We start from the raw sequence: 21,996 nt of genomic DNA on the forward strand, positions 1-21,996 counted from the left end.
TCGATATTCGGCACTTAAGCCGTTAAATTTTTTATTTCTTCGCCAGTTCCTGGTTAATCATCCAGAGCTCCCGGCGTTCTTCGCTGCTCAAACCGTGTGTGCGCTCGCGAGCTATCAACTCTTCCTGGCGCAACTCAAGCATCGAATCAAACATATGGTTGAGCGAGTCGGTGAACGTTTTTTCTGCAATGTCCTTATCTGCTATATCGTCCCACATCGACAATTTTTCAAGGGTAGCGGCCTCTTTTGTGCCGCGATAATGTTCTAAAAGTTGTCCGGTGGTCAGACCTGGCTGAGACAAACAAGTGTTGACCAGTTCTGAAAATAAGCCAAGTCCGGGCAATTTTTCGTGGTTCAAACCCGCCAGCGACGGCACTTGCGGAGCAAGCTCGGGGTTTTGCACCAGTAACCCTATCAGTATACGCATGGTTGTGCGTTTTAGCTGAGGCGCGGCGCGAACCGCACCGTTTTCAGCCTGTTTAGGCATTAAACGTTCAAGCTGGCTATCGTCCAGAATGCCGAGCTTGTTGCCTAGCTCCTGACGCAGATAGATGCGCAGCGTTTCGCCAGGCACCTGGCTGATTAACGGCAGCGCCAGCGTACTGAGCTGCGCGCGCCCGTCAGGGGTACTCAAATCGACCTGCGGCATCAGGCTGTTAAACAAAAACGTGGAGAGAGGCTGAGCCTGCTCCATCCGCGCTTCAAACGCCGCTTTGCCCTCTTTACGCACCAGCGTATCCGGGTCTTCACCGTCGGGCAGAAACATAAAGCGTAGCTGACGCCCATCGGTCATATAAGGTAGCGCGGTTTCCAGCGCTCGCCAGGCGGCGTCACGTCCTGCGCGGTCACCGTCGTAACAGCAGATGACGTTGTTGGTCACCCTGAACAGCAGCTGAATATGATCGGCAGTCGTGGACGTACCTAACGACGCAACCGCGTAGTTGATGTCGTACTGCGCCAGCGCCACGACGTCCATATAGCCTTCGACGACCAGCAGACGCGGAGGTTCCGCATTATTCTGCTGCGCCTCATAAAGACCGTACAGCTGGCGGCCCTTATGGAAAATATCGGTTTCCGGGGAGTTGAGGTACTTCGGCAGGGCATCACCCAGCACGCGACCACCAAAACCAATTACCCGGCCTCGCTTGTCGCGGATCGGGAACATCACCCGTTCACGGAAGCGGTCGTAGCTTCGTCCCTGGTCGTTGGTGACCAGCATGCCTGCATCGATGAGAGACTTACGATCTTCGCTATTGCCGCCAAAACGCTTTAACACGTTGTCCCAGCCGGGCGGGGCGTAACCAATAGCGAAACGCGCAATGACATCGTCGCTCAGTCCGCGCTTGTTCAGATACTGACGCGCAGGCTCAGCCGCAGAGTGCTTAAGAGACTGTTGGTAAAACGAATTCAGGCCATCCATCAGTTGATACAGCGTTTGCCGTTGATGGCGCTCGATCTGACTTGGCCCACTGCCTGCTTCATACGGCACTTCAAGGTTATGCATCGCCGCCAGCTCTTCGACGGTTTCAACGAACTCGAGCTTGTCGTAGTTCATCAAAAAATCGACGGCATTACCGTGTGCGCCACAGCCGAAGCAATGGTAGAACTGCTTTTCACCGTTTACGGTGAAGGAGGGGGTTTTTTCGTTATGGAACGGACAGCACGCATGGTAGTTCTTGCCCTGCTTTTTTAGCTTTACCCGCGCGTCGATGAGATCGACGATGTCGGTTCTGGCAAGCAGGTCATTGATGAAAACGCGTGGGATTCTTCCGGCCATATGCCCCAAAATTTTAAGCGACTTATAAACGAAAACAAGCCGCGCATTCCTTCCGGAAGCACGGCCTTACGACTATTACTCTGTCTGTCAATTGAGGGCTGAGGCCCTCAACCAATTAGTACAGACGAGTACGGCGTGCGTTTTCGCGAGCCAGTTTCTTCGCGTGACGTTTCACAGCGGAAGCTTTAGCGCGCTTACGTTCGGTCGTTGGTTTTTCATAAAACTCACGACGACGAACTTCAGCCAGAACACCTGCTTTCTCGCATGAACGTTTGAAGCGACGCAGTGCTACGTCGAACGGCTCGTTTTCACGTACTTTAATTACCGGCATGTAACTCTCACCTTTAATAAATTCGGTTTGCCGCTGGCATCAACGCCAGCTTATTTCAAAATGGTGCGGAATTTTACTGCAAATGCTGCTGCTTTGTAAAGCACCGATGCGATTTTGAAAGGGACTTTAATAAGGGTGAGGAGTATACACGAGCCTTCTTCCTGGGGCGAACAAAGTTTTACATCAACCCGCCCAGGCTCTACACTGCGCGGTATTGAAACGAGGTAAAACAAGTCATGCGTGTACTGGGTATTGAAACATCCTGCGATGAAACCGGCATCGCCATTTACGACGACGAAAAAGGGCTGCTGGCCAACCAACTGTATAGTCAGGTGAAATTGCACGCTGACTACGGCGGCGTCGTGCCGGAACTGGCCTCTCGTGACCACGTGCGTAAAACGGTTCCCCTGATTCAGGCGGCGCTGAAAGAAGCCGGATTAACGGCAAAAGAGATTGATGCAGTGGCATATACCGCAGGCCCGGGCCTGGTTGGCGCGCTGCTGGTTGGCGCGACGGTGGGGCGTTCGCTGGCCTTCGCGTGGGATGTGCCGGCCATTCCGGTTCACCATATGGAAGGGCATCTTCTGGCGCCGATGCTGGAAGAGAATCCGCCTGAGTTCCCGTTTGTGGCGCTGCTGGTTTCCGGGGGGCATACGCAGCTGATTAGCGTAACGGGCATTGGCAAATACGAGCTGCTGGGCGAGTCGATCGACGACGCCGCCGGTGAAGCGTTCGATAAAACCGCCAAGCTGCTGGGGCTGGATTACCCGGGCGGCCCGATGCTGTCAAAAATGGCGTCGCAGGGAACGGAAGGGCGCTTTGTCTTCCCGCGCCCGATGACCGACCGTCCGGGGCTGGACTTCAGCTTCTCCGGGCTGAAAACCTTCGCGGCCAATACTATCCGCAATAATGATAACGACGAGCAGACGCGTGCCGACATCGCCCGTGCGTTTGAAGATGCGGTGGTGGATACGTTGATGATCAAGTGCAAGCGCGCGCTGGATCAGACTGGCTTTAAGCGTCTGGTGATGGCGGGTGGCGTGAGCGCTAACCGTACGCTGCGCGCGAAGCTTGCAGAGATGATGCAAAAGCGTCGTGGAGAAGTGTTCTATGCGCGTCCTGAATTTTGCACCGATAACGGCGCGATGATCGCTTACGCGGGTATGGTGCGCCTGAATGCGGGTGCAACGTCCGACCTCAGCGTGTCCGTGCGTCCGCGCTGGCCGCTGGCGGAACTGCCTGAGGCGTGAGTTTTTTTGCCCGGTGGCGCTGCGCTTACCGGGCCTACAACATCCACATGTGCCAACGTGCAATAACCCACACTACACCCGCAGCATCCCTTTCTCTTCCAGAAACGCAATGATCGTCGCCAGCCCGTCACCCGCCTTCAGGTTGGTAAACGTCCATGGACGCTCGCCGCGCATGCGGTTGGTGTCGCGCTCCATCACCTCCAGCGACGCACCGACGTACGGCGCGAGATCGGTTTTGTTGATCACCAGAAAATCGGATTTGGTGATCCCCGGTCCGCCCTTGCGCGGAATTTTTTCCCCTTCGGCCACGTCGATAACGTAAATGGTCAGATCCGCCAGCTCCGGACTGAAGGTCGCGCTCAGGTTATCGCCGCCGCTTTCCACGAAGATCAGATCCAGATTGCCGAACTTCTCGCTTAACGCTTCCACCGCCGCCAGGTTCATTGAGGCATCTTCGCGGATGGCAGTATGCGGGCAGCCGCCCGTCTCCACGCCCACGATGCGCTCCGGCTCCAGCGCGCCCGCCTCGGTCAGGATGCGCTGATCTTCTTTGGTGTAGATATCGTTGGTCACCACCGCAAGATGGTAGGTATCGCGCATCGCCTTGCAGAGCGCTTCCAGCAGCGCGGTTTTGCCCGACCCTACCGGGCCGCCCACGCCCACGCGCAGGGGATGTTTGTAATCAGCCATATTGACTCCTCAGGAACGGAATAGTCGTGAATATTGGGTTTCGTGGCGCGCGGAGGCGATGGCGGACAGCGGCGTTGCTGCCCCCAGCGCGTCGTCGCGACGTAAAAATGCCTGTTCAAAACCAGCGGCGTAGTCGTCGCTCAGTTCGATAATCAGCTGCTGCGCGGCCTGTTGCCCAAACGGCACCAGCTTGACGCCCGCCATCACCGCGCTCTCCATCCAGCTGTAGCCGAGGCTCAGCGCCAGCTCGCGCGCGCCAATACCCCAGCGCACGCCGAGCCAGGCCATGCCGCAGAGCTGGCTTTGCATACACAGCGGCAGCCATTCGGGCGGACAATCCGGCTCCCAGCGCTTAATCAGCCGCGTAAAGGCCGCCCCGCGGTTTCGCTCTTCTTCTCGCAGCTCGCGCGTTTCCCGGCAGGCGAGAAGGTATGCCGTCCAGCGTTTTGCACTTGTAAGATCGCGTTGCTCACAGGCCTGATAAAGACGGATAAACAGCGGCAGATCGACGCAGAAAAAGCTCTGTTCCATCTGCTGGATTTGCCAGCGTTTGAACGCGTCGGCGTCCGTGACCCAGCCCGCCTCAACGGCCCACTCCAGCCCCTGCGACCAGGTAAACGACCCGACCGGCAGGCTGCTGCTGGAGAGCTGCATCAGGCGCAGCCTCTGACGGGCGTGCTCCATCAGCTCATCAGCGCCAGCAGGGCGGAGACAATCAGCCCGCCGCCGAAGGTTTTACGCAGGCCGTCGTGACGGCGCAGCAGCAGCCCTGCGGCAAAGCTGGCGCACAGCACCGTGGCGCTGGCGAGCATGAAGCCGCTGGTGAAGAGCCAGAAGCTGTGGCCGGACATCTCCACGCCGTGCGCCCAGCCGTGGAACATCGCCAGGGCAGGCACCGCCAGCAGCAGGCGGTTTTCAGTTTTAAACATCATCACGCCGGATACCGCCAGCGAGGCGATAATCAGCATCTCCATGCCGCTGAAGCCGCCGAGCAGGCTGCCCGCAATCGCGCCGACAAGCATCATCCCGAGGGTGGCAAACGGCAGCAGAAGCTTGCGTCCGCTCAGGGCAGAGAGCACGCCCGCACCGGTGAGCATCAGCAGGTGATCGAGCCCGGTCAGCGGATGCAGAAAACCGGCCTGAAAGCTGTCGGTGCCGTGGCCGGGGTGGGCGAGCGCCGGAACGGAAAAGGCCAGCAGTAACAGCGGTAAATACTTGCGCATGATTAATCCTTAATGTGAATGAGCGTGAGAATGACTGTGGGCATCGCTGGTATAAGCGCCCGCTTCCGGTTCAAACGCCAGAGTAGCGAACGTTACTTCCAGCCCGAACTGGCACAGCATGTCGTCGAGAACGTGGTCGTGGTGATAGCGCAGCTCGCCGGGCATGATCTGCAGCGGCACGTGGCGGTTGCCCAGGTGGTAGCAGGCGCGGGCGAGCAGGAACGGATCGGCGCAGCGCACCACGGAAACCGACTCCGGAGCGGCGATCACCTCGACAACCTCGCTGCCGTCGTCGGTAGTCAGCAGGTCGCCCCCGCGCAGCAGCAGGCCGCGCGCGGCAGCATCAGCCCGGCTTCGCGGCCGTCGTTCAGCGCTACGCGGGCGCGGCTTTTCACCCGTACGTCAATCGGCAGCGTGACGCTGGCGGTGACGGGGTGGGCATGGTCCAGGCGTTGGGTTAAGTAGATCATCATTACTCCTTAAAACAGGAAATAGCGTTGCGCCATCGGCAGAACGTCAGCCGGTTCGCTGGTTATCAGTTCACCGTCGACGCGCACCTCGTAGGTTTGTGAGTCGACGGTGATATTCGGCAGCAGGCCGTTGTGGATCATGTCCGCCTTTTTCACCGTCCGGCAGCCTTTCACCACCGCGGTGGCGCTCTGCAGGTTGAGCTGCTGCGGGATGCCGTTCGCACTGGCGGCCTGCGAGATAAACGTCAGCCGGGTGGCGTGGCGCGCGGCGCCCAGCGAGCCAAACATCGGGCGGTAATGCACCGGCTGCGGCGTAGGGATCGAGGCGTTGATGTCGCCCATTGGCGCGCAGGCGATCATCCCGCCCTTGACGATGGTGGCGGGCTTGACGCCGAAGAACGCCGGGGACCAGACCACCAGATCCGCCAGTTTGCCCGCCTCAATCGAACCGACTTCGTGGGCGATGCCGTGGGTGAGCGCCGGGTTGATGGTGTATTTGGCGACGTAGCGCTTCACGCGGACGTTGTCGTTCTCGCCGGTCTCTTCCGGCAGCGCGCCGCGCTGGACCTTCATGCGGTGCGCGACCTGCCAGGTGCGGATAATCACTTCCCCGACGCGGCCCATGGCCTGCGAATCTGACGAGGTGAGCGAGAATGCGCCGATGTCGTGCAGCATGTCTTCAGCGGCGATGGTTTCACGACGAATGCGGGATTCCGCAAACGCCACGTCCTCGGCGATATCCGGGTCAAGGTGGTGGCAGACCATCAGCATGTCGAGATGCTCGTCGATGGTATTGACCGTGTAGGGCAGCGTCGGATTGGTGGAGGAGGGCAGAATATTCGGGTGCGCGCAGGCGGTGATAATATCCGGCGCGTGGCCGCCGCCCGCCCCTTCGGTGTGGAAAGTGTGGATGGTGCGCCCGGCGATAGCTGCCAGCGTGTCTTCGACAAAACCGGACTCGTTCAGCGTGTCGCTGTGCAGCGCCACCTGAATATCCATTTCTTCCGCGACTTCCAGCGAGCAGTTAATCGCCGCAGGCGTCGCGCCCCAGTCCTCGTGGATCTTCAGCCCGATAGCGCCGGCGGCAATCTGCTCGCGCAGGGCGTCCGGGTTGGAGCCGTTACCTTTGCCGAGCAGGCCGATATTCACCGGCAGCGTATCGGCAGCCTGCAGCATGCGGGCGATATACCACGGTCCCGGCGTGCAGGTGGTGGCGTTGGTGCCCGCCGCCGGTCCGGTACCGCCGCCGATCATGGTGGTGACGCCGGAGACCAGCGCCTCTTCCGCCTGCTGCGGGCAGATCCAGTGGATGTGGGTGTCGATCCCGCCGGCGGTGACGATCTTCCCCTCGGCGGCAATCACTTCCGTTGCCGCGCCGATCGGGATCGTCACGCCGGGCTGAATGTCCGGGTTTCCGGCTTTGCCGACGGCGAAGATCCGCCCGTCCTTGACGCCGATATCGGCTTTTACGATCCCCCAGTGATCGACGATCAGCGCGTTGGTGAGAACCAGATCCACGCAGCCGTCTGCGGTCATCTGTCCCTGACCCATGCCGTCGCGGATCACCTTCCCGCCGCCGAACTTGACCTCTTCGCCGTAGATCGTGAGATCGTCCTCCACTTCGATCCACAGCTCGCTGTCGGCCAGCCGCACTTTATCCCCGGTAGTGGGGCCGAACATATCGGCATACGCCCGGCGTGAAATCTCAACCATGTTTTACCTCTCCCATCACGTCACCGCGAAAGCCGAAAATCCGCTGGGCACCCGCGACCTGCACCAGCGTCACTTCCCGCTTCTGGCCGGGCTCAAAGCGCACGGCGGTGCCCGCCGGGATGTTCAGCCGGTAGCCTTTGGTGGCTTCCCGATCGAACTTCAGCGCGGGGTTGACCTCGTAAAAGTGGTAGTGCGATCCGACCTGGATCGGCCTGTCGCCGTGGTTTTCGACAACCACGCGTTGGGTTTCACGCCCGACGTTGAGGGCAATGTTTCCGGGCTGGACCTGATATTCACCTGGGATCATCACGCGCTCCTTAAACGATCGGGTTGTGGACGGTGACGAGCTTGGAACCGTCCGGGAAGGTGGCTTCGACCTGGATATCCGGGATCATCTCCGGCACGCCCTCCATGACCTGGTCGCGCCTCAGGACGTGGCGGCCCGCCTCCATCAGCGAGGCGACGGTTTCGCCATCGCGCGCGCCTTCCATAATGAAGGCGCTGATCAGCGCGACCGATTCCGGATAATTGAGCTTTACCCCGCGCGCGAGGCGGCGTTCGGCAACCAGCGCGGCGGTGAACAGCAACAGCTTGTCTTTTTCTCTGGGGGTCAGTTCCATAACGTTTCTCTTATGTCTGCCAGATACGCGGCGAACAGGCGGGTTTGGTAGTGAGAAGCGGGCGAAGCGACTGCCAGATATCGCGCATCACCCGCTGGCAAATCAGATTGTCGTGGGAGAGAAAACGCACCGACAGCAGGCCATCGGTGAGCGTTGCCCCGGCATAATTTTCCAGCGGTGCGAGCCGCTCGCGCACCGCGTCGAGATGTTCTTCCCGGGCTGGGTAGAAGAGCAGCGTGCCGAGCCACGGATGCCCGGCGACGGGCGAGAGATCGCCGTCGCTAAGATGCTGGCGCTCAATCAGGCGCGGCTCGTCATCTACCCACACCTCAAGGCGGCTCTCCAGCGTGCCGTGGCTGAAGGTTTCGTTTATTACCGGGCGTCCCAGGCAGTACAGCTCCCAGGCCAGCAGCGTGCTGGAGGCCTTCAGGTGGAAGACGGAGCGCAGCGCGGCGTTCGCGCCGGGAAAAATAATCGTGTCCTGCGGCAGCCACTCGAGTGTGGATCCATCATCGAGATAAAAGTGCTGATTGAGGCAGGCCTGCGGGCCGCTGCTGCGATAGAACTTACTGGCGCCGGGCATGGTGATAAGCGTATGGCTTTTGGCGTCCAGCCGAACGGAAATGTCCAGCGTATCGCCGCCCACAATCCCGCCGGGCGGGTGAAGCAGATAAAGGTGGCAGGTTTCCCCTTCGGGGTAAAACGGACGCTGGACGGTGAGCGGCCCGACGTGATGAGCGGAGTACAGGAGGGTTTTCTCAGGGGTGTGACAAAACTGCAGGGCAAGCGATGCCTGCCAGCCTTTGTATGAATTATCAGTGACCTGAGCTGCTAACATGCTGCATCCATCTGCTCATCATCGGGGTCGTTTCAGTATGCCCTGGCAGAAATGAAGGCTGTCATATGAGTCGCTTATGGATAAAAAAGCTCATGTGATTTTCGCCCGGCGGCGCTACGCTTGCACGGGCCTACAAGATAATGCGCAGTGTAGGCCGGGTAAGCGCAGCGCCACCCGGCAGGAAAGGCTAGCGATAATCCTCCGCATCCACATCATACCCGGACGGCTCCCAGCGGATCGCCAGCAGCGACGCCAGGCCGATAAACGGCGCCAGCGCAATCACCCAGAACACAGCGGTGTCGAGAGACGCAACGAGCAGCGGGAACAGGAACAGCGACAGCGTGGAACTGCTGCGCATCAGCGTCTGGTTGAGCCCCACGCCGACGCCGCGCAGCGAGGTCGGGTAGCTCAGGGAGGCAAACGTCATGGTATGCGCACCCGGGCCAAAGCCCTGACCGAACAGGAATAGCGCCAGCATCGAAACAGCAAGCACCCCTTCAGAGGCACCTTCCGGTCGGCCTATCAGCGCCAGCCCGAGCAGTGCCACAAGCTGGCAGGCATAGCCCGCGAGCGACATCCGCCACGCGCCGAAGCGTGGAACATAGCGCACCGCCAGTAATCCGCCAACAAACGCAAACAGCAGGTTCAGCACCAGCGAGATCAAAATGGTGGTGAGCATCGACTGCACGAAGAAGCTTGAAATAATCACCGGCAGGCCAAAGGCCACGGCGTTATAGGCAAACGAGGAGACCACCGACAGCAGCGTGGCGAGGGTGGTACGCCGCAGATAAATGCCCCGGAACAGGTTGAGGTAGTTCGACCATTTTGCCTTGTTAACCACCGGCGCGGGCTGGTCAAGGGCATCCTGCGGCACGTGGGCGTTGATGTTGTACGACTGCCGCAAAATGGATGCCGCCTCTTTCAGGTTGCCCTGATTCGCCGCCCAGACCGGAGACTCGCTCATGTAACGGCTGCGAATGGCGATAATCACCAGCGCGGGCACCGCGCCAAAGCCAAGGATCAGGCGCCAGAGCCAGTCGCTGTGGCTTTCCGGTAGCACGGCGTAGAAGAAGAGCACCAGCAGGTAGGAGACGCTGATGGCCGCATACCAGGTAGGGCACCACATCGCGACGCTGGAAGCTTTGTTTCCCGGACCTTTCAGTCTGGCGAACTCGCTGAGAAACGCCATCGCCACGGGAAGGTCGATCCCCACGCCGAGCCCCATCACAAAGCGCGCGCCCGCCAGCACATATTCGTTCGGAGCGAGAGCACAGGCGATAGCGGCGACGACGAAGAAGACCATATCGGCCATAAACACGCGGTAGCGCCCGATTTTATCCGTGAGATAGCCGCCGAGCAGCGCCCCGACGATGGCACCGAAGGTAATGGCCGACGCCACCATGCCGGTGCCGGCAGGGGTTAAATTGAATTCGCGGGTAATGTCCTTGATGCCAAACGCCAATGCGCCGAGATCGTACGCGTCGAGAAAAATACCGCCCAGCGCGATACCGACCACGATACGGGCGTTGGCCCGGCCCTGAGAGCCGTCGTTAACCAGACGTGAAACGTCCGATGCGCTGCGCACCCACTTGATGTCGCCGTCCGGGGTGCTTCCTGCCGTTGAAAGGGGAGTTGTATCTGTGATTTCTGCCATTTTTCTTTTTGTGTGGTTGTGTTGTGTCTCTAACAGTTACCACAGGCAGAAGGTGACCAAAATCACATTTGGTTATAAGGCATAACGAACGCTTTATTTAGCGTCTTTCTTCTTACGCTTGAGCTTCGTCCAGATCTTGGTTTCCTGACGACGCCACAGGCGCTGAATATTGTCGTGATGGCGCAGCAGGATCAGGCAGGAGAGCATCGACACCGGGAAGGTGAACTGGGGTTTAAACCACCAGACGTAGAACGGGGCAATCAGCGCGCTGACGATCGCGCCCAGCGACGAGTAGCCGCTCAGAAGAATGGTGAGCAGCCAGGTCCCGGCCATCACGCCGGTGAGATCCCAGCCGATAGGTGCAATCGCACCGAAGGCCGTCGCAACGCCTTTCCCGCCTTTAAAACCAAAGAAAACGGGCCAGATATGGCCGACGCAGGCGGCGATGGCGATAAGACCGAGCCAGAACGGCGTGACGCCCAGCGCATACGCGCCCCAGACGGGTAGCATCCCTTTCAGAACATCAAAAATCAAAACCGCTACGGCTGCTCCCTTGCCGCCAATTCGTAGTACATTGGTCGCCCCCGGATTCCCGGAACCACTTTCGCGTGGGTCAGGCAACCCGGCGATGCGGCAGACCAGAATGGCGCTGGAGATTGAGCCGCAAAGGTAGGCGAGGATAATCATTCCAGGCGCGATTGCACTCATAACGCTGTTCCGTTTTGAAAATGTATCTGTATTCTCAGCATCTGTGGATAATACGCATAATTCGCCGGAAGTGGTATCCGGTTTAGCCAAAAAGCAGGCAGGTCGTGATGGATATTGTATTTATAGAGCAACTTTCGGTAATCACCACTATTGGTGTTTACGACTGGGAACAGACCATTGAGCAGAAGCTGGTGTTCGATATCGAAATGGGCTGGGATAACCGCGCGTCGGCAAAAAGCGACGATGTGAATGACTGTCTGAGCTATGCCGACATCAGTGAAACGGTCATCAACCATGTGGAAGGGCAGCGTTTTGCGCTGGTGGAACGCGTGGCGGAAGAGGTGGCGGAGCTACTGCTGACCAAATTTAACTCGCCATGGGTACGCATCAAGTTAAGCAAACCGGGGGCGGTAGCGCGCGCTGCCAACGTAGGCGTGATTATCGAGCGTGGCAATAATCTGAAAGCAAAGATTTAACGTCATAATCGCTAAACCATTTTAGGTTATACCGGTCATAAAGCTGTATCTTTCACGGTTGTCCACGTGGGACACCGTTTTTTTATATCTTTTTAGGGGTTTATAGATGAGCGATATGCACTCGCTGCTGGTGGCGGCAATACTGGGTGTGGTCGAAGGATTGACGGAGTTTTTGCCGGTTTCCAGTACGGGCCATATGATTATCGTCGGCCACCTGCTGGGCTTTGAGGGCGATACCGCAAAGACGTTCGAAGTGGTGATTCAGCTGGGTTCTATTCTGGCGGTTGTGGTGATGTTCTGGCGTCGTCTGTTTGGCCTGATCGGCATTCACTTTGGACGTTTGCCGCAGCGTGAAGGGGAAGGCAAGGGCCGTCTGACGCTGATTCACATTCTGCTCGGCATGGTCCCGGCGGTCGTGCTGGGGCTGGTATTCCACGACACCATCAAATCGCTGTTTAACCCGATTAACGTGATGTATGCGCTGGTGGTTGGCGGTTTCCTGCTGATTGCAGCAGAAGTGCTGAAACCTAAAACCCCGCGTGCGGAAGGTCTGGATGATATGACCTACCGTCAGGCGTTTATCATTGGTTGCTTCCAGTGTCTGGCGCTGTGGCCGGGCTTCTCGCGTTCAGGGGCGACCATTTCTGGTGGCATGCTGATGGGTGTGAGCCGTTATGCCGCGTCGGAATTTTCATTCCTGCTGGCGGTGCCGATGATGATGGGTGCCACCGTACTCGACGTCTATAAGAGCTATCACTTCCTGACGGCTGGCGACATTCCGATGTTCGCCGTGGGCTTCATCACCGCCTTCATCGTGGCGCTGATTGCCATCAAAACCTTCCTGCAGCTGATCAAGCGTATCTCGTTCATTCCGTTCGCGATCTACCGCTTTATCGTCGCGGCTGCGGTGTACGTGGTCTTCTTCTGATGACCAACGGCCCTCAGTCTTTTGGCTGAGGGCAACGCTTTTCCTTCCATGCCGCAACGGCTTCTGTCCTGCGTTTCGTCAACTCTTCCCGAATTTCCGGTCCTTTGAATCCTGCTTCAACAACATCTTTCGTGGGTACGGCTTTCGCCACGTCCCAGGCTTCACGCAGCAAACGGCCTTGTGGGTAATCGCAGGCCTCAAACCCGGTGCGACCGAGCACGTCGGCTTCGCTGGTCAGGGCGATCTGCTCCACGCGCTGGGGTTTACGCCAGGCGTCGATATTATCGAACAGCTTAACGATGGTGGCCGGTTTCAGGATCGGGAAGGTATGGATGAGATCGTGGAACTCTGCCACCAGTTTTGCCAGGTCGCGGATCTCATTCGGCACGCGCAGCCGCTGGCAAATGCCTTCGACCAGCTTCACGCCTGCCGGACCGTGTCCGTGATGGCGCGGCCAGAACGCCTTCGGCGTTAACCCTTTGCCGAGATCGTGGCACAGAGTGGAAAAACGCACGTCCACGTCCGGGCTGAGCATGGCGGCCATGCTGAGCGTCATCAGGGTATGAATACCGGTATCAATTTCCGGGTGCCATTTCGCCGGGGCGGGGACGCCGAACAGCACGTCGATTTCCGGGAACAGCACTTTCAGCGCGCCACAGTCGCGCAGCACCTGGAAAAAGACCTGCGGGTTGCGGGTCGTGAGGGCGTTTTCCGTCTCTTTCCAGACGCGTTCTGGCGTCAGGTGTTCCAGTTCGCCCGCTTCGGTCATCGCGGTCATCAGCGCCATGGTTTCATCAGCGATACGGAAACTGAGATGCGCATAACGCGCGGCGAAACGCGCCACGCGCAGCACGCGGAGCGGATCTTCAGAAAAAGCCGGGGAAACGTGACGTAAAAGACGGTCGCGCAGATCGTCCTGACCGCCGTAGGCATCAATGATCTGGCCGTGCTCGTCCTGCGCAAGGGCGTTGATGGTGAGATCGCGGCGCAGCAGATCCTGCTCCAGCGTCACATCCGGGGCGGCATAGCAGGTAAAACCGGTATAGCCAGAGCCGGATTTTCGTTCGGTACGCGCCAGGGCGTACTCTTCACGGCTTTTAGGATGAAGAAAAACGGGAAAATCGCGGCCTACCTGCTGGTAGCCCGCGTCGAGCATCTCTTCGGGGGTGGCACCTACCACCACCCAGTCTTTATCTTTGACCGGCAGACCTAACAACGCATCACGTACCGCACCACCGACCAGATAACTCTTCACACCAACGCTCCCGTTTTCTCTTTTCGCAAGATAATACGTAAGTGTGGCAGAGAAGACGAGTTAGTTCATCCAGCGGTCTTTGCGCTTACGGCTTGGGATCAGCATTGGCAGCACCAGACCCAGCACCAGACCGACGCCCAGCACGCCGCCGCCATACATGAACCACTGCATGATGATGGTGCGCTGTTTATCATCAAGCTGCAGGTTGGCGGCATTCACTTTCTTCTGCGCGACAATCAGCTCGTTTTTCAGCTTCTGGTTCTCTTCCTTCAAACCGTTGATCACACCGTCGCTCTGGGCCACTTTCTGCTGCATTTCTGCCGTGCGCTGGTTCCAGGTGTTATCGATGTTGGTCAGCTTATCGGTCAGGGTTTTCACCTGGTTTTCCAGGTCCGGCACGCGGGTGCGCAGGCTTGGCACGTTGCTCAGCTCTTTCAGCGGGATCCAGGAGGTGCGGCCGGAGCTGTCGCGTACCTGACCGTAGTTGGTGTCTGCATTGGTTTGTAACAGAACCACTTCCTCGCCGGCATTTACCGTGCCCACGAGGCGATAATTGTCCCCAGGGCCACTGCGTACCCAGGTGTTCAGTTCATCAGAAACGTAACGCTTCTCTTCAGCGTGGACCGCGGTTGCGGCGCTAAAAGCGAGTAAAGTAAGTCCAATCAGGCGTAATTTAAGCATATCAGTCGTTATTTTCATAAATAGTGGAACGATAGTAGTGGTATCAGTGTCTCTACGCAAAGGATTCGTCATCAATCGGAATCATCTGTGTCGTGATTTCCACCTCTTCAAACTTTTACGCCCGTCAAATTGCTCATTGCGTGGTAATTTGGCGCAAAATACTATGTACTGACAAACAAATGGCGAGGAAGTTCGCCTTCATCGACGCGTCTGTGACGCAGGCAAAAGTACAAGGCTATGGCACAAGAAATCGAATTAAAGTTTATCGTCGAAAAAGACAGCGTTGACGCGCTCCGTCAGCATCTGCACACGCTTTCCGGCGAACACCATGAACCGGTACAACTGCTTAATATCTATTACGAAACGCCGAATAACTGGCTGCGTCGTCACGATATGGGCCTGCGCATCCGTGGCGCGAGCGGGCGCTACGAGATGACGATGAAAATTGCCGGTCGCGTGGTGGGTGGTTTGCACCAGCGTCCGGAATACAATATCGACATCAGTAAGCCAGAACTTGAGCTTGAACGTTTTCCGGCTGAGGTCTGGCCGGAAGGTAAACTCCCGGCAACCTTATCCGCAGAAGTACAGCCGCTGTTCAGCACCGATTTCTGGCGCGAAAAATGGCTGGTGACGGAAGGCAAAAGCCGCATTGAAATCGCCCTCGATCTGGGCGAGGTGAAGGCGGGGGAGTTCCAGGAACCGATTTGCGAACTGGAGCTTGAACTGCTGGAAGGCGACGCCAACGACGTGCTGAAGCTGGCGCGCAAGCTGGTGAACCAGTCTGGACTGCGTCAGGGAAGCCTGAGCAAAGCCGCGCGCGGCTACCACCTGGCGGCGGGGAATGCGCCGCGCGTGCTACACCTGGCGGCGGGGAATGCGCCGCGCGTGCTGAAAGAGACGACCATTTTGCACGTTGCACCGAAAGCCAGCGTTGAACAGGGTCTGGAAGCCGCGCTGGAGCTGGCGCTTTCCCAGTGGCAGTACCACGAAGAGCTGTGGGTGCGTAATGTGAAAAACGCGAAATCCCACGTGCTGGCGGCTATTGCCCTGGTACGTCATACCCTTGCGTTGTTCGGCGGTATCGTTCCTCGCAAAGCGAGTGCTCACTTACGCGATCTGCTGACGCAAACCGAAGCGCTGATGCTCTCGGACGTATCCGCGCAAACGGCGATCTACAGCCCGCAAACCGCCACGGCAAAACTGGCGCTGACCGAGTTTCTGGTGACGCGAGGCTGGCGTACTTTCCTTGATGCAAAAGCGCAAACCAAAATCGCGGAAAACTTTAAGCGTTTCGCGGATATTCATCTTTCCCGCCATGCCGCCGAACTGAAGACCACGTTTGCCTACCCGCTGGGCGATCAGTATGGCGATCAGCTTCCCCGTCTTTCGCGCAATATCGACAGCATGGTGCTTCTGTCTGGAGCCTATGACGGCGTGAAGGCGCAGGCCTGGCTGGAGAACTGGCAGGGGCTGAAACACGCCATTGAAACCCGCCAGCATATTGAGATTGAGCATTTCCGTAACGAGGCCATTTCGCAGGAGCCGTTCTGGCTGCACAGCGGAAAACGTTAACTCTGGCAAGGAACCCCAATAATGCCGCTTTCTTCGCAATTACAGCAGCAGTGGCAGACCGTTTGCGAACGTCTGCCCGAGTCATTACCGGCCTCATCGTTAAGCGAGCAGGCAAAGAGCGTGCTCGCCTTCAGTGATTTTGTGCAGGAAAGTATCGCCGCCAACCCGGACTGGCTGGCAGAGCTTGAGAACGCACCGCCACAGGCGGACGAGTGGCGGCATTATGCTGGCTGGCTGCAAACCGCACTCGAAGACGTAGCGGATGAAGCGACGCTGATGCGCGTGCTGCGCCAGTTCCGCCGTCGGGTCATGGTGCGTATCGCCTGGGCGCAGTCCCTGGAGCTGATAAGCGAAGAGAGCACCTTGCAGCAGCTAAGCGAGCTGGCGCAAACGCTGATTGTCGCCGCGCGCGACTGGCTCTACGCCGCCTGCTGTAAAGAATGGGGTACGCCGTGCAGCGAGGAAGGGGTTCCTCAGCTGCTGTTGATTCTGGGAATGGGCAAGCTCGGCGGCTGTGAGCTGAACTTCTCCTCCGATATCGATCTGATTTTTGCCTGGCCCGAGAACGGCTCCACGCGCGGCGGCCGACGCGAGCTGGACAACGCCCAGTTCTTTACCCGTCTCGGCCAGCGTCTGATTAAGGCGCTGGATCAGCCCACGCAGGACGGTTTTGTCTACCGCGTGGACATGCGCCTGCGTCCGTTTGGCGACAGCGGCCCGCTGGTGCTGAGCTTTGCCGCGCTGGAAGATTACTACCAGGAGCAGGGGCGCGATTGGGAGCGCTACGCGATGGTCAAAGCGCGGATCATGGGCGACAGCGACGACGCTTACGCCAACGAGCTGCGCGCCATGCTGCGCCCGTTCGTGTTCCGTCGCTATATCGACTTCAGCGTGATCCAGTCCCTGCGAAATATGAAAGGGATGATCGCCCGTGAGGTGCGTCGTCGCGGTCTGAAGGACAACATCAAGCTCGGCGCGGGCGGCATTCGCGAAATTGAATTTATCGTGCAGGTCTTCCAGCTTATTCGCGGCGGGCGCGAGCCATCGCTGCAGTCCCGCTCGCTGTTGCCGACGCTGAGCGCCATCGAGCAGCTGCACCTGCTGCCGGAAGGCGACGCGCAAACCCTGCGCGAGGCCTATCTGTTCCTGCGCCGTCTGGAAAATCTGCTGCAAAGCATCAACGACGAACAGACCCAGACTCTGCCGGGCGACGACCTGAACCGGGCGCGTCTGGCCTGGGGCATGCGCGTGAATGACTGGGCTGCGTTAACCGAGCGGCTGGATGCCCATATGGCGGGCGTGCGCCGCATCTTTAACGACCTGATTGGCGATGACGAAAGTGAGTCGCAGGACGATGCGCTTTCCGAGCACTGGCGCGAGCTGTGGCAGGACGCGCTTCAGGAAGATGATACGACCCCCGTGCTGGCGCACCTGAGTGACGATGCCCGTCATCGCGTGGTGGCGCTAATCGCTGATTTCCGTCTTGAGCTGAACAAACGCGCCATTGGCCCACGAGGCCGTCAGGTGCTGGATCACCTGATGCCGCACCTGCTGAGCGAGGTCTGCTCGCGGGCGGACGCGCCGGTGCCGCTGTCGCGCATGATGCCGCTGCTGAGCGGGATTATCACGCGTACCACCTATCTGGAGCTCCTGAGCGAGTTTCCGGGGGCGCTCAAGCATCTGATTTCCCTCTGTGCCGCGTCGCCGATGGTGGCGAACAAGCTGGCACGTTACCCGCTGCTGCTGGACGAGCTGCTCGACCCGAACACGCTGTATCAGCCCACGGCGACGGATGCCTACCGCGACGAGCTGCGTCAGTATCTGCTGCGCGTGCCGGAAGAAGATGAAGAGCAACAGCTTGAGGCGCTGCGCCAGTTTAAGCAGGCGCAGATGCTGCGCGTGGCGGCGGCGGATATCGCCGGAACGCTGCCGGTGATGAAAGTGAGCGATCACTTAACCTGGCTTGCGGAAGCGATAATCGACGCGGTGGTGCATCAGGCGTGGATGCAGATGGTGGCGCGCTACGGCCAGCCGAAACACCTGGCCGACCGTGAGGGTCGCGGCTTCGCGGTGGTGGGCTACGGCAAGCTTGGCGGCTGGGAGCTGGGATACAGTTCTGATCTCGATCTTATTTTCCTGCACGATTGCCCGGTTGACGTGATGACCGACGGCGAGCGTGAAATTGACGGGCGCCAGTTCTACCTGCGTCTGGCGCAGCGCATCATGCACCTGTTCAGCACCCGCACCTCGTCGGGCATTTTGTATGAAGTGGATGCCCGTCTGCGTCCGTCAGGCGCGGCGGGCATGCTGGTCACCTCGACGGACTCCTTCGCCGATTACCAGAAGAATGAAGCCTGGACGTGGGAGCATCAGGCGCTGGTGCGTGCACGCGTGGTGTATGGCGATCCGCAGTTAAAAACGCAGTTTGACGTCATCCGCAAGGAGGTCATGACCACTCCGCGTGACGGCAGTACGTTGCAGACCGAAGTGCGCGAAATGCGCGAGAAAATGCGTGCGCATCTCGGCAATAAACATCGCGATCGCTTTGATATTAAAGCCGACGAGGGCGGGATTACCGATATTGAGTTTATTACCCAGTATCTGGTGCTGCTGCATGCGCACGACAAGCCGAAGCTGACGCGCTGGTCGGATAACGTGCGCATTCTGGAACTATTGGCGCAAAACGACATTATGGACGAGCAGGAGGCGCAGGCTTTAACACGCGCCTACACCACGCTGCGCGACGAGCTGCATCACCTGGCCTTGCAGGAGCAGCCGGGGCATGTGGCGCTGGATTGTTTCATCGCTGAACGCGCTCAGGTAACGGCCAGCTGGCAGAAGTGGCTGGTGGAACCGTGCGTAACAAATCAAGTGTGATATTATCGCGCGCAAATTGTGAATCTTTCTGGAGTCAGGAATGAAAGTAACACTGCCAGAGTTTGAACGTGCTGGGGTAATGGTTGTTGGGGATGTGATGCTGGATCGCTACTGGTACGGCCCGACCAGCCGCATATCTCCGGAAGCACCGGTACCGGTGGTTAAGGTCGACACCATTGAAGAGCGTCCCGGCGGCGCGGCAAACGTGGCGATGAACATTGCCTCTTTGGGCGCGCAGTCGCGTCTGGTGGGCCTGACCGGCATCGACGATGCGGCGCGCGCGCTGAGCAAGTCGCTGGCGGACGTGAACGTGAAGTGCGATTTCGTTTCTGTTCCGACCCACCCGACGATCACGAAACTGCGCGTGCTGTCGCGTAACCAGCAGTTGATCCGCCTCGACTTTGAAGAAGGTTTTGAGGGCGTCGATCCTGAGCCGCTGCACGAGCGTATCAATCAGGCGCTGGGCAATATCGGCGCGCTGGTGCTGTCCGACTATGCGAAAGGTGCGCTGGCAAGCGTGCAGACGATGATTCAGCTGGCGCGTAAAGCCAACGTCCCGGTGCTGATCGACCCGAAAGGGACCGATTTTGAGCGCTATCGCGGTGCGACGCTGCTGACGCCAAACCTCTCCGAGTTTGAGGCGGTAGCGGGCAAGTGCAAAACCGAGGAAGAGCTGGTTGAGCGCGGCATGAAGATCATTGCTGATTTCGAACTGTCCGCGCTGCTGGTGACCCGCTCCGAGCAGGGGATGACGCTGCTGCAGCCGGGCAAAGCGCCGCTGCATATGCCAACCCAGGCGCAGGAAGTGTACGATGTGACCGGTGCCGGTGATACGGTAATTGGCGTCCTGGCGGCGACGCTGGCGGCGGGTAATTCCCTCGAGGAAGCGTGCTACTTTGCCAACGCGGCGGCGGGCGTGGTGGTCGGTAAGCTCGGGACGTCTACCGTTTCGCCTATCGAGCTGGAAAACGCCGTGCGCGGTCGTGCGGATACCGGTTTTGGCGTCATGACCGAAGACGAGCTGAAGGTGGCCGTTGCCGCCGCGCGCAAGCGTGGTGAAAAAGTGGTGATGACTAACGGCGTATTTGACATCCTGCACGCGGGCCACGTTTCGTATCTGGCGAATGCGCGCAAGCTGGGCGATCGCCTGATTGTGGCGGTCAACAGCGATGCGTCGACGAAACGCCTGAAGGGTGAAACGCGTCCGGTGAACCCGCTCGAGCAGCGCATGATCGTGCTCGGCGCGCTGGAAGCGGTGGACTGGGTGGTGTCGTTTGAAGAAGACACGCCGCAGCGCCTGATTGCCGGTATTCTGCCGGATCTGCTGGTGAAGGGCGGCGATTATAAGCCGGAGCAAATCGCGGGTAGCGAAGAGGTCTGGGCCAACGGCGGTGAAGTGATGGTGCTCAACTTTGAGGACGGGTGCTCAACCACCAACATCATCAAGAAGATTCAGAAAGACAGTCAGTAAAAAACGGGCCAGCTGGCCCGTTTTTTTATGTCGGGTGGCGGCTGCGCCTTACCCGACCTACGCGTTCATGTAGGCCCGGTAAGCGAAGCGCCACCGGGCATATCAGGCCGCACTTACGCCTGGTCATCCACTGGCGGAATCGCCGGTGCCGGTTTCACTTCTTCCGGGGTATTGCGGTTTTCCAGCTCGGTCAAACGCTGTTCCAGCAGTGCCAGCTTTTCGCGGGTGCGCAGCAGAACCTGCGTCTGCACGTCGAACTCTTCACGGCTCACTAAATCAAGGCGAACCAACTGCGCCTGCAGCGTCTGGCGGATTTTCTTCTCAACGTCATCACCAAATTCACGAATGCCTTTTGGCATGGACTCGTGAACCTGACGCGCAATTTGCTCAATTTTCTTCGGGTCAATCATAGTGGCTTCCCTTGATAAAACGGTGTTGATGAACATTGTAGCGCGTCATGCTCCAGGATAAAGCAGATTTGTTTGAAGCTTATGCATTGCCCAGGTTAATCAATAGCGTTATAGTTATCTCGCTTATTCTCAGGGCGGGGCGAAATTCCCCACCGGCGGTAAATCAGCTTAACGCTGAAAGCCCGCGAGCGCTTTGGGTGAATACTCAAAGGTCAGCAGATCCGGTGTAATTCCGGGGCCGACGGTTAGAGTCCGGATGGGAGAGAGTAACGATCCAGTCGGGCATGGGCCCGCTCACGTTATCTTTTTGCCGCTTATACGGCGCTCCTAAGACTGCCCTGATTCTGGTAACCATAATGTTAATGAGGTTTTTTTACCATGAATCAGACGCTACTTTCCTCTTTTGGCACTTCAACTCAACGTGTTGAACATGCACTGGATGCACTGCGCGAAGGCCGCGGTGTGATGGTGCTTGACGATGAAAACCGTGAAAACGAAGGCGACATGATTTTCGCCGCCGAAAACATGACCGTTGAACAGATGGCGCTGACCATCCGTCACGGCAGCGGCATCGTATGCCTGTGTATTACCGAAGATCGTCGTAAGCAGCTCGAGCTGCCGATGATGGTCGAAAACAACACCAGCGCCTTCGGTACCGGTTTTACCGTGACCATTGAAGCGGCGCATGGCGTGACCACCGGTGTCTCTGCGGCTGACCGTCTGACCACCGTACGTGCAGCGATTGCCGATGGTGCTAAGCCGTCCGACCTGCATCGTCCAGGCCACGTCTTCCCATTGCGCGCGCAGGCGGGCGGCGTGCTGACCCGCGGCGGTCACACCGAAGCGACGATCGACCTGGTAACGCTGGCAGGCTTCAAACCTGCAGGCGTGCTGTGTGAACTGACCAACGATGACGGCACCATGGCGCGCGCGCCGGAGTGCATCACCTTTGCCCGTCTGCACAATATGCCGGTGGTAACGATCGAAGATCTGGTTGAGTATCGCCAGGCGCACGAGCGCAAAGCCAGCTGAAATGGCTGATGTGAAAAAGC

The 21,996-nt window shown here is 58.6% G+C and carries 21 protein-coding genes, 1 pseudogene and 1 riboswitch; of the genes and pseudogenes, 7 read left to right on the plus strand and 15 right to left on the minus strand.

Annotated features, from left to right (window positions below; genetic code table 11):
• Positions 1-31: 31 nt before the first annotated feature.
• The gene (gene dnaG, locus EXW94_RS26430) at positions 32-1,777 is read right to left on the minus strand and encodes a DNA primase (RefSeq protein WP_174341509.1); all 1,746 of its coding nucleotides are present in this window, start codon (positions 1,775-1,777) and stop codon (positions 32-34) included.
• 115 nt (positions 1,778-1,892) lie between these two features.
• Entirely contained in the window at positions 1,893-2,108 is a 216-nt protein-coding gene (gene rpsU / locus EXW94_RS26435) for a 30S ribosomal protein S21 (protein WP_001144069.1), read from the minus strand.
• A 236-nt stretch (positions 2,109-2,344) separates the two neighbouring features.
• Here rpsU and tsaD point away from each other — a divergent pair, with 236 nt between their 5' ends.
• Positions 2,345-3,358, plus strand: coding sequence for a tRNA (adenosine(37)-N6)-threonylcarbamoyltransferase complex transferase subunit TsaD (tsaD, locus tag EXW94_RS26440; RefSeq protein ID WP_010435734.1), 1,014 nt, complete (start codon positions 2,345-2,347; stop codon positions 3,356-3,358).
• Between the two features lie 72 nt (positions 3,359-3,430).
• On the opposite strand, the gene ureG is transcribed toward tsaD, so the two are convergent.
• The 10 genes and pseudogenes from ureG to plsY form a co-directional block, all read right to left on the minus strand.
• Positions 3,431-4,048 (minus strand): urease accessory protein UreG, encoded by a 618-nt coding sequence (gene ureG / locus EXW94_RS26445; protein WP_014071813.1) that lies wholly within the window; start codon positions 4,046-4,048, stop codon positions 3,431-3,433.
• 9 nt (positions 4,049-4,057) lie between these two features.
• Entirely contained in the window at positions 4,058-4,732 is a 675-nt protein-coding gene (locus EXW94_RS26450) for an urease accessory protein UreF (RefSeq protein WP_174341510.1), read from the minus strand.
• Positions 4,732-5,271 carry a HupE/UreJ family protein gene (locus EXW94_RS26455; protein ID WP_029741751.1) on the minus strand — a complete coding sequence of 180 codons (540 nt, stop codon included), beginning with the start codon at positions 5,269-5,271 and terminating at the stop codon, positions 4,732-4,734. Before EXW94_RS26455 ends, EXW94_RS26450 begins: the two co-directional genes overlap by 1 nt.
• A gap of 9 nt (positions 5,272-5,280) precedes the next feature.
• A pseudogene (gene ureE / locus EXW94_RS26460) lies at positions 5,281-5,741 on the minus strand (urease accessory protein UreE).
• Positions 5,742-5,750: 9 nt separating this feature from the next.
• Positions 5,751-7,454 carry an urease subunit alpha gene (gene ureC, locus EXW94_RS26465; RefSeq protein WP_174341511.1) on the minus strand — a complete coding sequence of 568 codons (1,704 nt, stop codon included), beginning with the start codon at positions 7,452-7,454 and terminating at the stop codon, positions 5,751-5,753.
• The gene (locus tag EXW94_RS26470; protein WP_174341512.1) at positions 7,447-7,761 is read right to left on the minus strand and encodes an urease subunit beta; all 315 of its coding nucleotides are present in this window, start codon (positions 7,759-7,761) and stop codon (positions 7,447-7,449) included. Before EXW94_RS26470 ends, ureC begins: the two co-directional genes overlap by 8 nt.
• A gap of 10 nt (positions 7,762-7,771) precedes the next feature.
• On the minus strand, positions 7,772-8,074 hold the full coding sequence (locus tag EXW94_RS26475) for an urease subunit gamma (RefSeq protein WP_006811999.1): 303 nt from the start codon (positions 8,072-8,074) through the stop codon (positions 7,772-7,774).
• Between the two features lie 10 nt (positions 8,075-8,084).
• A complete protein-coding gene (locus tag EXW94_RS26480) occupies positions 8,085-8,912 on the minus strand; it encodes an urease accessory protein UreD (RefSeq protein ID WP_174341513.1) in 828 nt (275 codons plus the stop codon).
• A 187-nt stretch (positions 8,913-9,099) separates the two neighbouring features.
• A complete protein-coding gene (locus EXW94_RS26485; RefSeq protein ID WP_089599625.1) occupies positions 9,100-10,566 on the minus strand; it encodes an MFS transporter in 1,467 nt (488 codons plus the stop codon).
• A 93-nt stretch (positions 10,567-10,659) separates the two neighbouring features.
• Positions 10,660-11,274 carry a glycerol-3-phosphate 1-O-acyltransferase PlsY gene (gene plsY / locus EXW94_RS26490; protein ID WP_010435699.1) on the minus strand — a complete coding sequence of 205 codons (615 nt, stop codon included), beginning with the start codon at positions 11,272-11,274 and terminating at the stop codon, positions 10,660-10,662.
• Positions 11,275-11,381: 107 nt separating this feature from the next.
• Between plsY and folB the strand changes: the two genes are divergently transcribed.
• Both folB and bacA read left to right on the plus strand, forming a co-directional pair.
• Positions 11,382-11,750, plus strand: coding sequence for a bifunctional dihydroneopterin aldolase/7,8-dihydroneopterin epimerase (gene folB / locus EXW94_RS26495; protein ID WP_148400548.1), 369 nt, complete (start codon positions 11,382-11,384; stop codon positions 11,748-11,750).
• A 106-nt stretch (positions 11,751-11,856) separates the two neighbouring features.
• Positions 11,857-12,678, plus strand: coding sequence for an undecaprenyl-diphosphate phosphatase (gene bacA, locus EXW94_RS26500; RefSeq protein ID WP_010435693.1), 822 nt, complete (start codon positions 11,857-11,859; stop codon positions 12,676-12,678).
• 13 nt (positions 12,679-12,691) lie between these two features.
• On the opposite strand, the gene EXW94_RS26505 is transcribed toward bacA, so the two are convergent.
• Both EXW94_RS26505 and EXW94_RS26510 read right to left on the minus strand, forming a co-directional pair.
• Complete coding sequence (locus EXW94_RS26505) at positions 12,692-13,933, minus strand: multifunctional CCA addition/repair protein (RefSeq protein WP_174341514.1); 1,242 nt, start codon at positions 13,931-13,933, stop codon at positions 12,692-12,694.
• Positions 13,934-13,993: 60 nt separating this feature from the next.
• Positions 13,994-14,614, minus strand: a complete 621-nt coding sequence (locus EXW94_RS26510) for a TIGR04211 family SH3 domain-containing protein (RefSeq protein WP_010435686.1) — start codon at positions 14,612-14,614, stop codon at positions 13,994-13,996.
• A 237-nt stretch (positions 14,615-14,851) separates the two neighbouring features.
• Between EXW94_RS26510 and EXW94_RS26515 the strand changes: the two genes are divergently transcribed.
• Genes EXW94_RS26515 through hldE form a run of 3 tightly spaced genes read left to right on the plus strand, consistent with a single transcriptional unit; the run spans position 14,852 to position 20,534 of the window.
• Positions 14,852-16,186, plus strand: coding sequence for an inorganic triphosphatase (locus tag EXW94_RS26515; RefSeq protein ID WP_174341515.1), 1,335 nt, complete (start codon positions 14,852-14,854; stop codon positions 16,184-16,186).
• A gap of 21 nt (positions 16,187-16,207) precedes the next feature.
• The gene (gene glnE / locus EXW94_RS26520) at positions 16,208-19,063 is read left to right on the plus strand and encodes a bifunctional [glutamate--ammonia ligase]-adenylyl-L-tyrosine phosphorylase/[glutamate--ammonia-ligase] adenylyltransferase (protein WP_174341516.1); all 2,856 of its coding nucleotides are present in this window, start codon (positions 16,208-16,210) and stop codon (positions 19,061-19,063) included.
• A gap of 40 nt (positions 19,064-19,103) precedes the next feature.
• Positions 19,104-20,534: a bifunctional D-glycero-beta-D-manno-heptose-7-phosphate kinase/D-glycero-beta-D-manno-heptose 1-phosphate adenylyltransferase HldE gene (gene hldE / locus EXW94_RS26525; protein ID WP_032642099.1), complete on the plus strand. Its 1,431-nt coding sequence runs from the start codon at positions 19,104-19,106 to the stop codon at positions 20,532-20,534.
• A 113-nt stretch (positions 20,535-20,647) separates the two neighbouring features.
• Here hldE and ubiK read toward each other — a convergent pair whose 3' ends face one another.
• Entirely contained in the window at positions 20,648-20,944 is a 297-nt protein-coding gene (gene ubiK / locus EXW94_RS26530; protein ID WP_013098757.1) for a ubiquinone biosynthesis accessory factor UbiK, read from the minus strand.
• Positions 20,945-21,065: 121 nt separating this feature from the next.
• Positions 21,066-21,216: riboswitch (FMN riboswitch) on the plus strand.
• 106 nt (positions 21,217-21,322) lie between these two features.
• On the opposite strand from ubiK, the gene ribB reads away from it, so the two are divergent.
• Positions 21,323-21,976: a 3,4-dihydroxy-2-butanone-4-phosphate synthase gene (gene ribB / locus EXW94_RS26535; protein ID WP_010435670.1), complete on the plus strand. Its 654-nt coding sequence runs from the start codon at positions 21,323-21,325 to the stop codon at positions 21,974-21,976.
• Positions 21,977-21,996 lie beyond the last annotated feature (20 nt).

It is taken from the genome of Enterobacter sp. JMULE2 (assembly GCF_013337145.1).
In the GTDB taxonomy this organism is placed as follows: Bacteria; Pseudomonadota; Gammaproteobacteria; order Enterobacterales; family Enterobacteriaceae; genus Enterobacter; species Enterobacter mori.

What these genes read in the sequence shown, in the direction of transcription:
- hldE (WP_032642099.1), top strand. Translation starts at nt 19,104, where the DNA reads ATGAAAGTAACACTGCCAGAGTTTGAACGTGCTGGGGTAATGGTTGTT.
- EXW94_RS26485 (WP_089599625.1), bottom strand. Translation starts at nt 10,566, where the DNA reads ATGGCAGAAATCACAGATACAACTCCCCTTTCAACGGCAGGAAGCACC.
- ribB (WP_010435670.1), top strand. Translation starts at nt 21,323, where the DNA reads ATGAATCAGACGCTACTTTCCTCTTTTGGCACTTCAACTCAACGTGTT.
- tsaD (WP_010435734.1), top strand. Translation starts at nt 2,345, where the DNA reads ATGCGTGTACTGGGTATTGAAACATCCTGCGATGAAACCGGCATCGCC.
- folB (WP_148400548.1), top strand. Translation starts at nt 11,382, where the DNA reads ATGGATATTGTATTTATAGAGCAACTTTCGGTAATCACCACTATTGGT.
- EXW94_RS26510 (WP_010435686.1), bottom strand. Translation starts at nt 14,614, where the DNA reads ATGCTTAAATTACGCCTGATTGGACTTACTTTACTCGCTTTTAGCGCC.
- EXW94_RS26480 (WP_174341513.1), bottom strand. Translation starts at nt 8,912, where the DNA reads ATGTTAGCAGCTCAGGTCACTGATAATTCATACAAAGGCTGGCAGGCA.
- dnaG (WP_174341509.1), bottom strand. Translation starts at nt 1,777, where the DNA reads ATGGCCGGAAGAATCCCACGCGTTTTCATCAATGACCTGCTTGCCAGA.
- plsY (WP_010435699.1), bottom strand. Translation starts at nt 11,274, where the DNA reads ATGAGTGCAATCGCGCCTGGAATGATTATCCTCGCCTACCTTTGCGGC.
- EXW94_RS26470 (WP_174341512.1), bottom strand. Translation starts at nt 7,761, where the DNA reads ATGATCCCAGGTGAATATCAGGTCCAGCCCGGAAACATTGCCCTCAAC.
- rpsU (WP_001144069.1), bottom strand. Translation starts at nt 2,108, where the DNA reads ATGCCGGTAATTAAAGTACGTGAAAACGAGCCGTTCGACGTAGCACTG.
- EXW94_RS26455 (WP_029741751.1), bottom strand. Translation starts at nt 5,271, where the DNA reads ATGCGCAAGTATTTACCGCTGTTACTGCTGGCCTTTTCCGTTCCGGCG.
- EXW94_RS26475 (WP_006811999.1), bottom strand. Translation starts at nt 8,074, where the DNA reads ATGGAACTGACCCCCAGAGAAAAAGACAAGCTGTTGCTGTTCACCGCC.
- ubiK (WP_013098757.1), bottom strand. Translation starts at nt 20,944, where the DNA reads ATGATTGACCCGAAGAAAATTGAGCAAATTGCGCGTCAGGTTCACGAG.
- bacA (WP_010435693.1), top strand. Translation starts at nt 11,857, where the DNA reads ATGAGCGATATGCACTCGCTGCTGGTGGCGGCAATACTGGGTGTGGTC.
- EXW94_RS26515 (WP_174341515.1), top strand. Translation starts at nt 14,852, where the DNA reads ATGGCACAAGAAATCGAATTAAAGTTTATCGTCGAAAAAGACAGCGTT.
- ureG (WP_014071813.1), bottom strand. Translation starts at nt 4,048, where the DNA reads ATGGCTGATTACAAACATCCCCTGCGCGTGGGCGTGGGCGGCCCGGTA.
- EXW94_RS26450 (WP_174341510.1), bottom strand. Translation starts at nt 4,732, where the DNA reads ATGGAGCACGCCCGTCAGAGGCTGCGCCTGATGCAGCTCTCCAGCAGC.
- ureC (WP_174341511.1), bottom strand. Translation starts at nt 7,454, where the DNA reads ATGGTTGAGATTTCACGCCGGGCGTATGCCGATATGTTCGGCCCCACT.
- glnE (WP_174341516.1), top strand. Translation starts at nt 16,208, where the DNA reads ATGCCGCTTTCTTCGCAATTACAGCAGCAGTGGCAGACCGTTTGCGAA.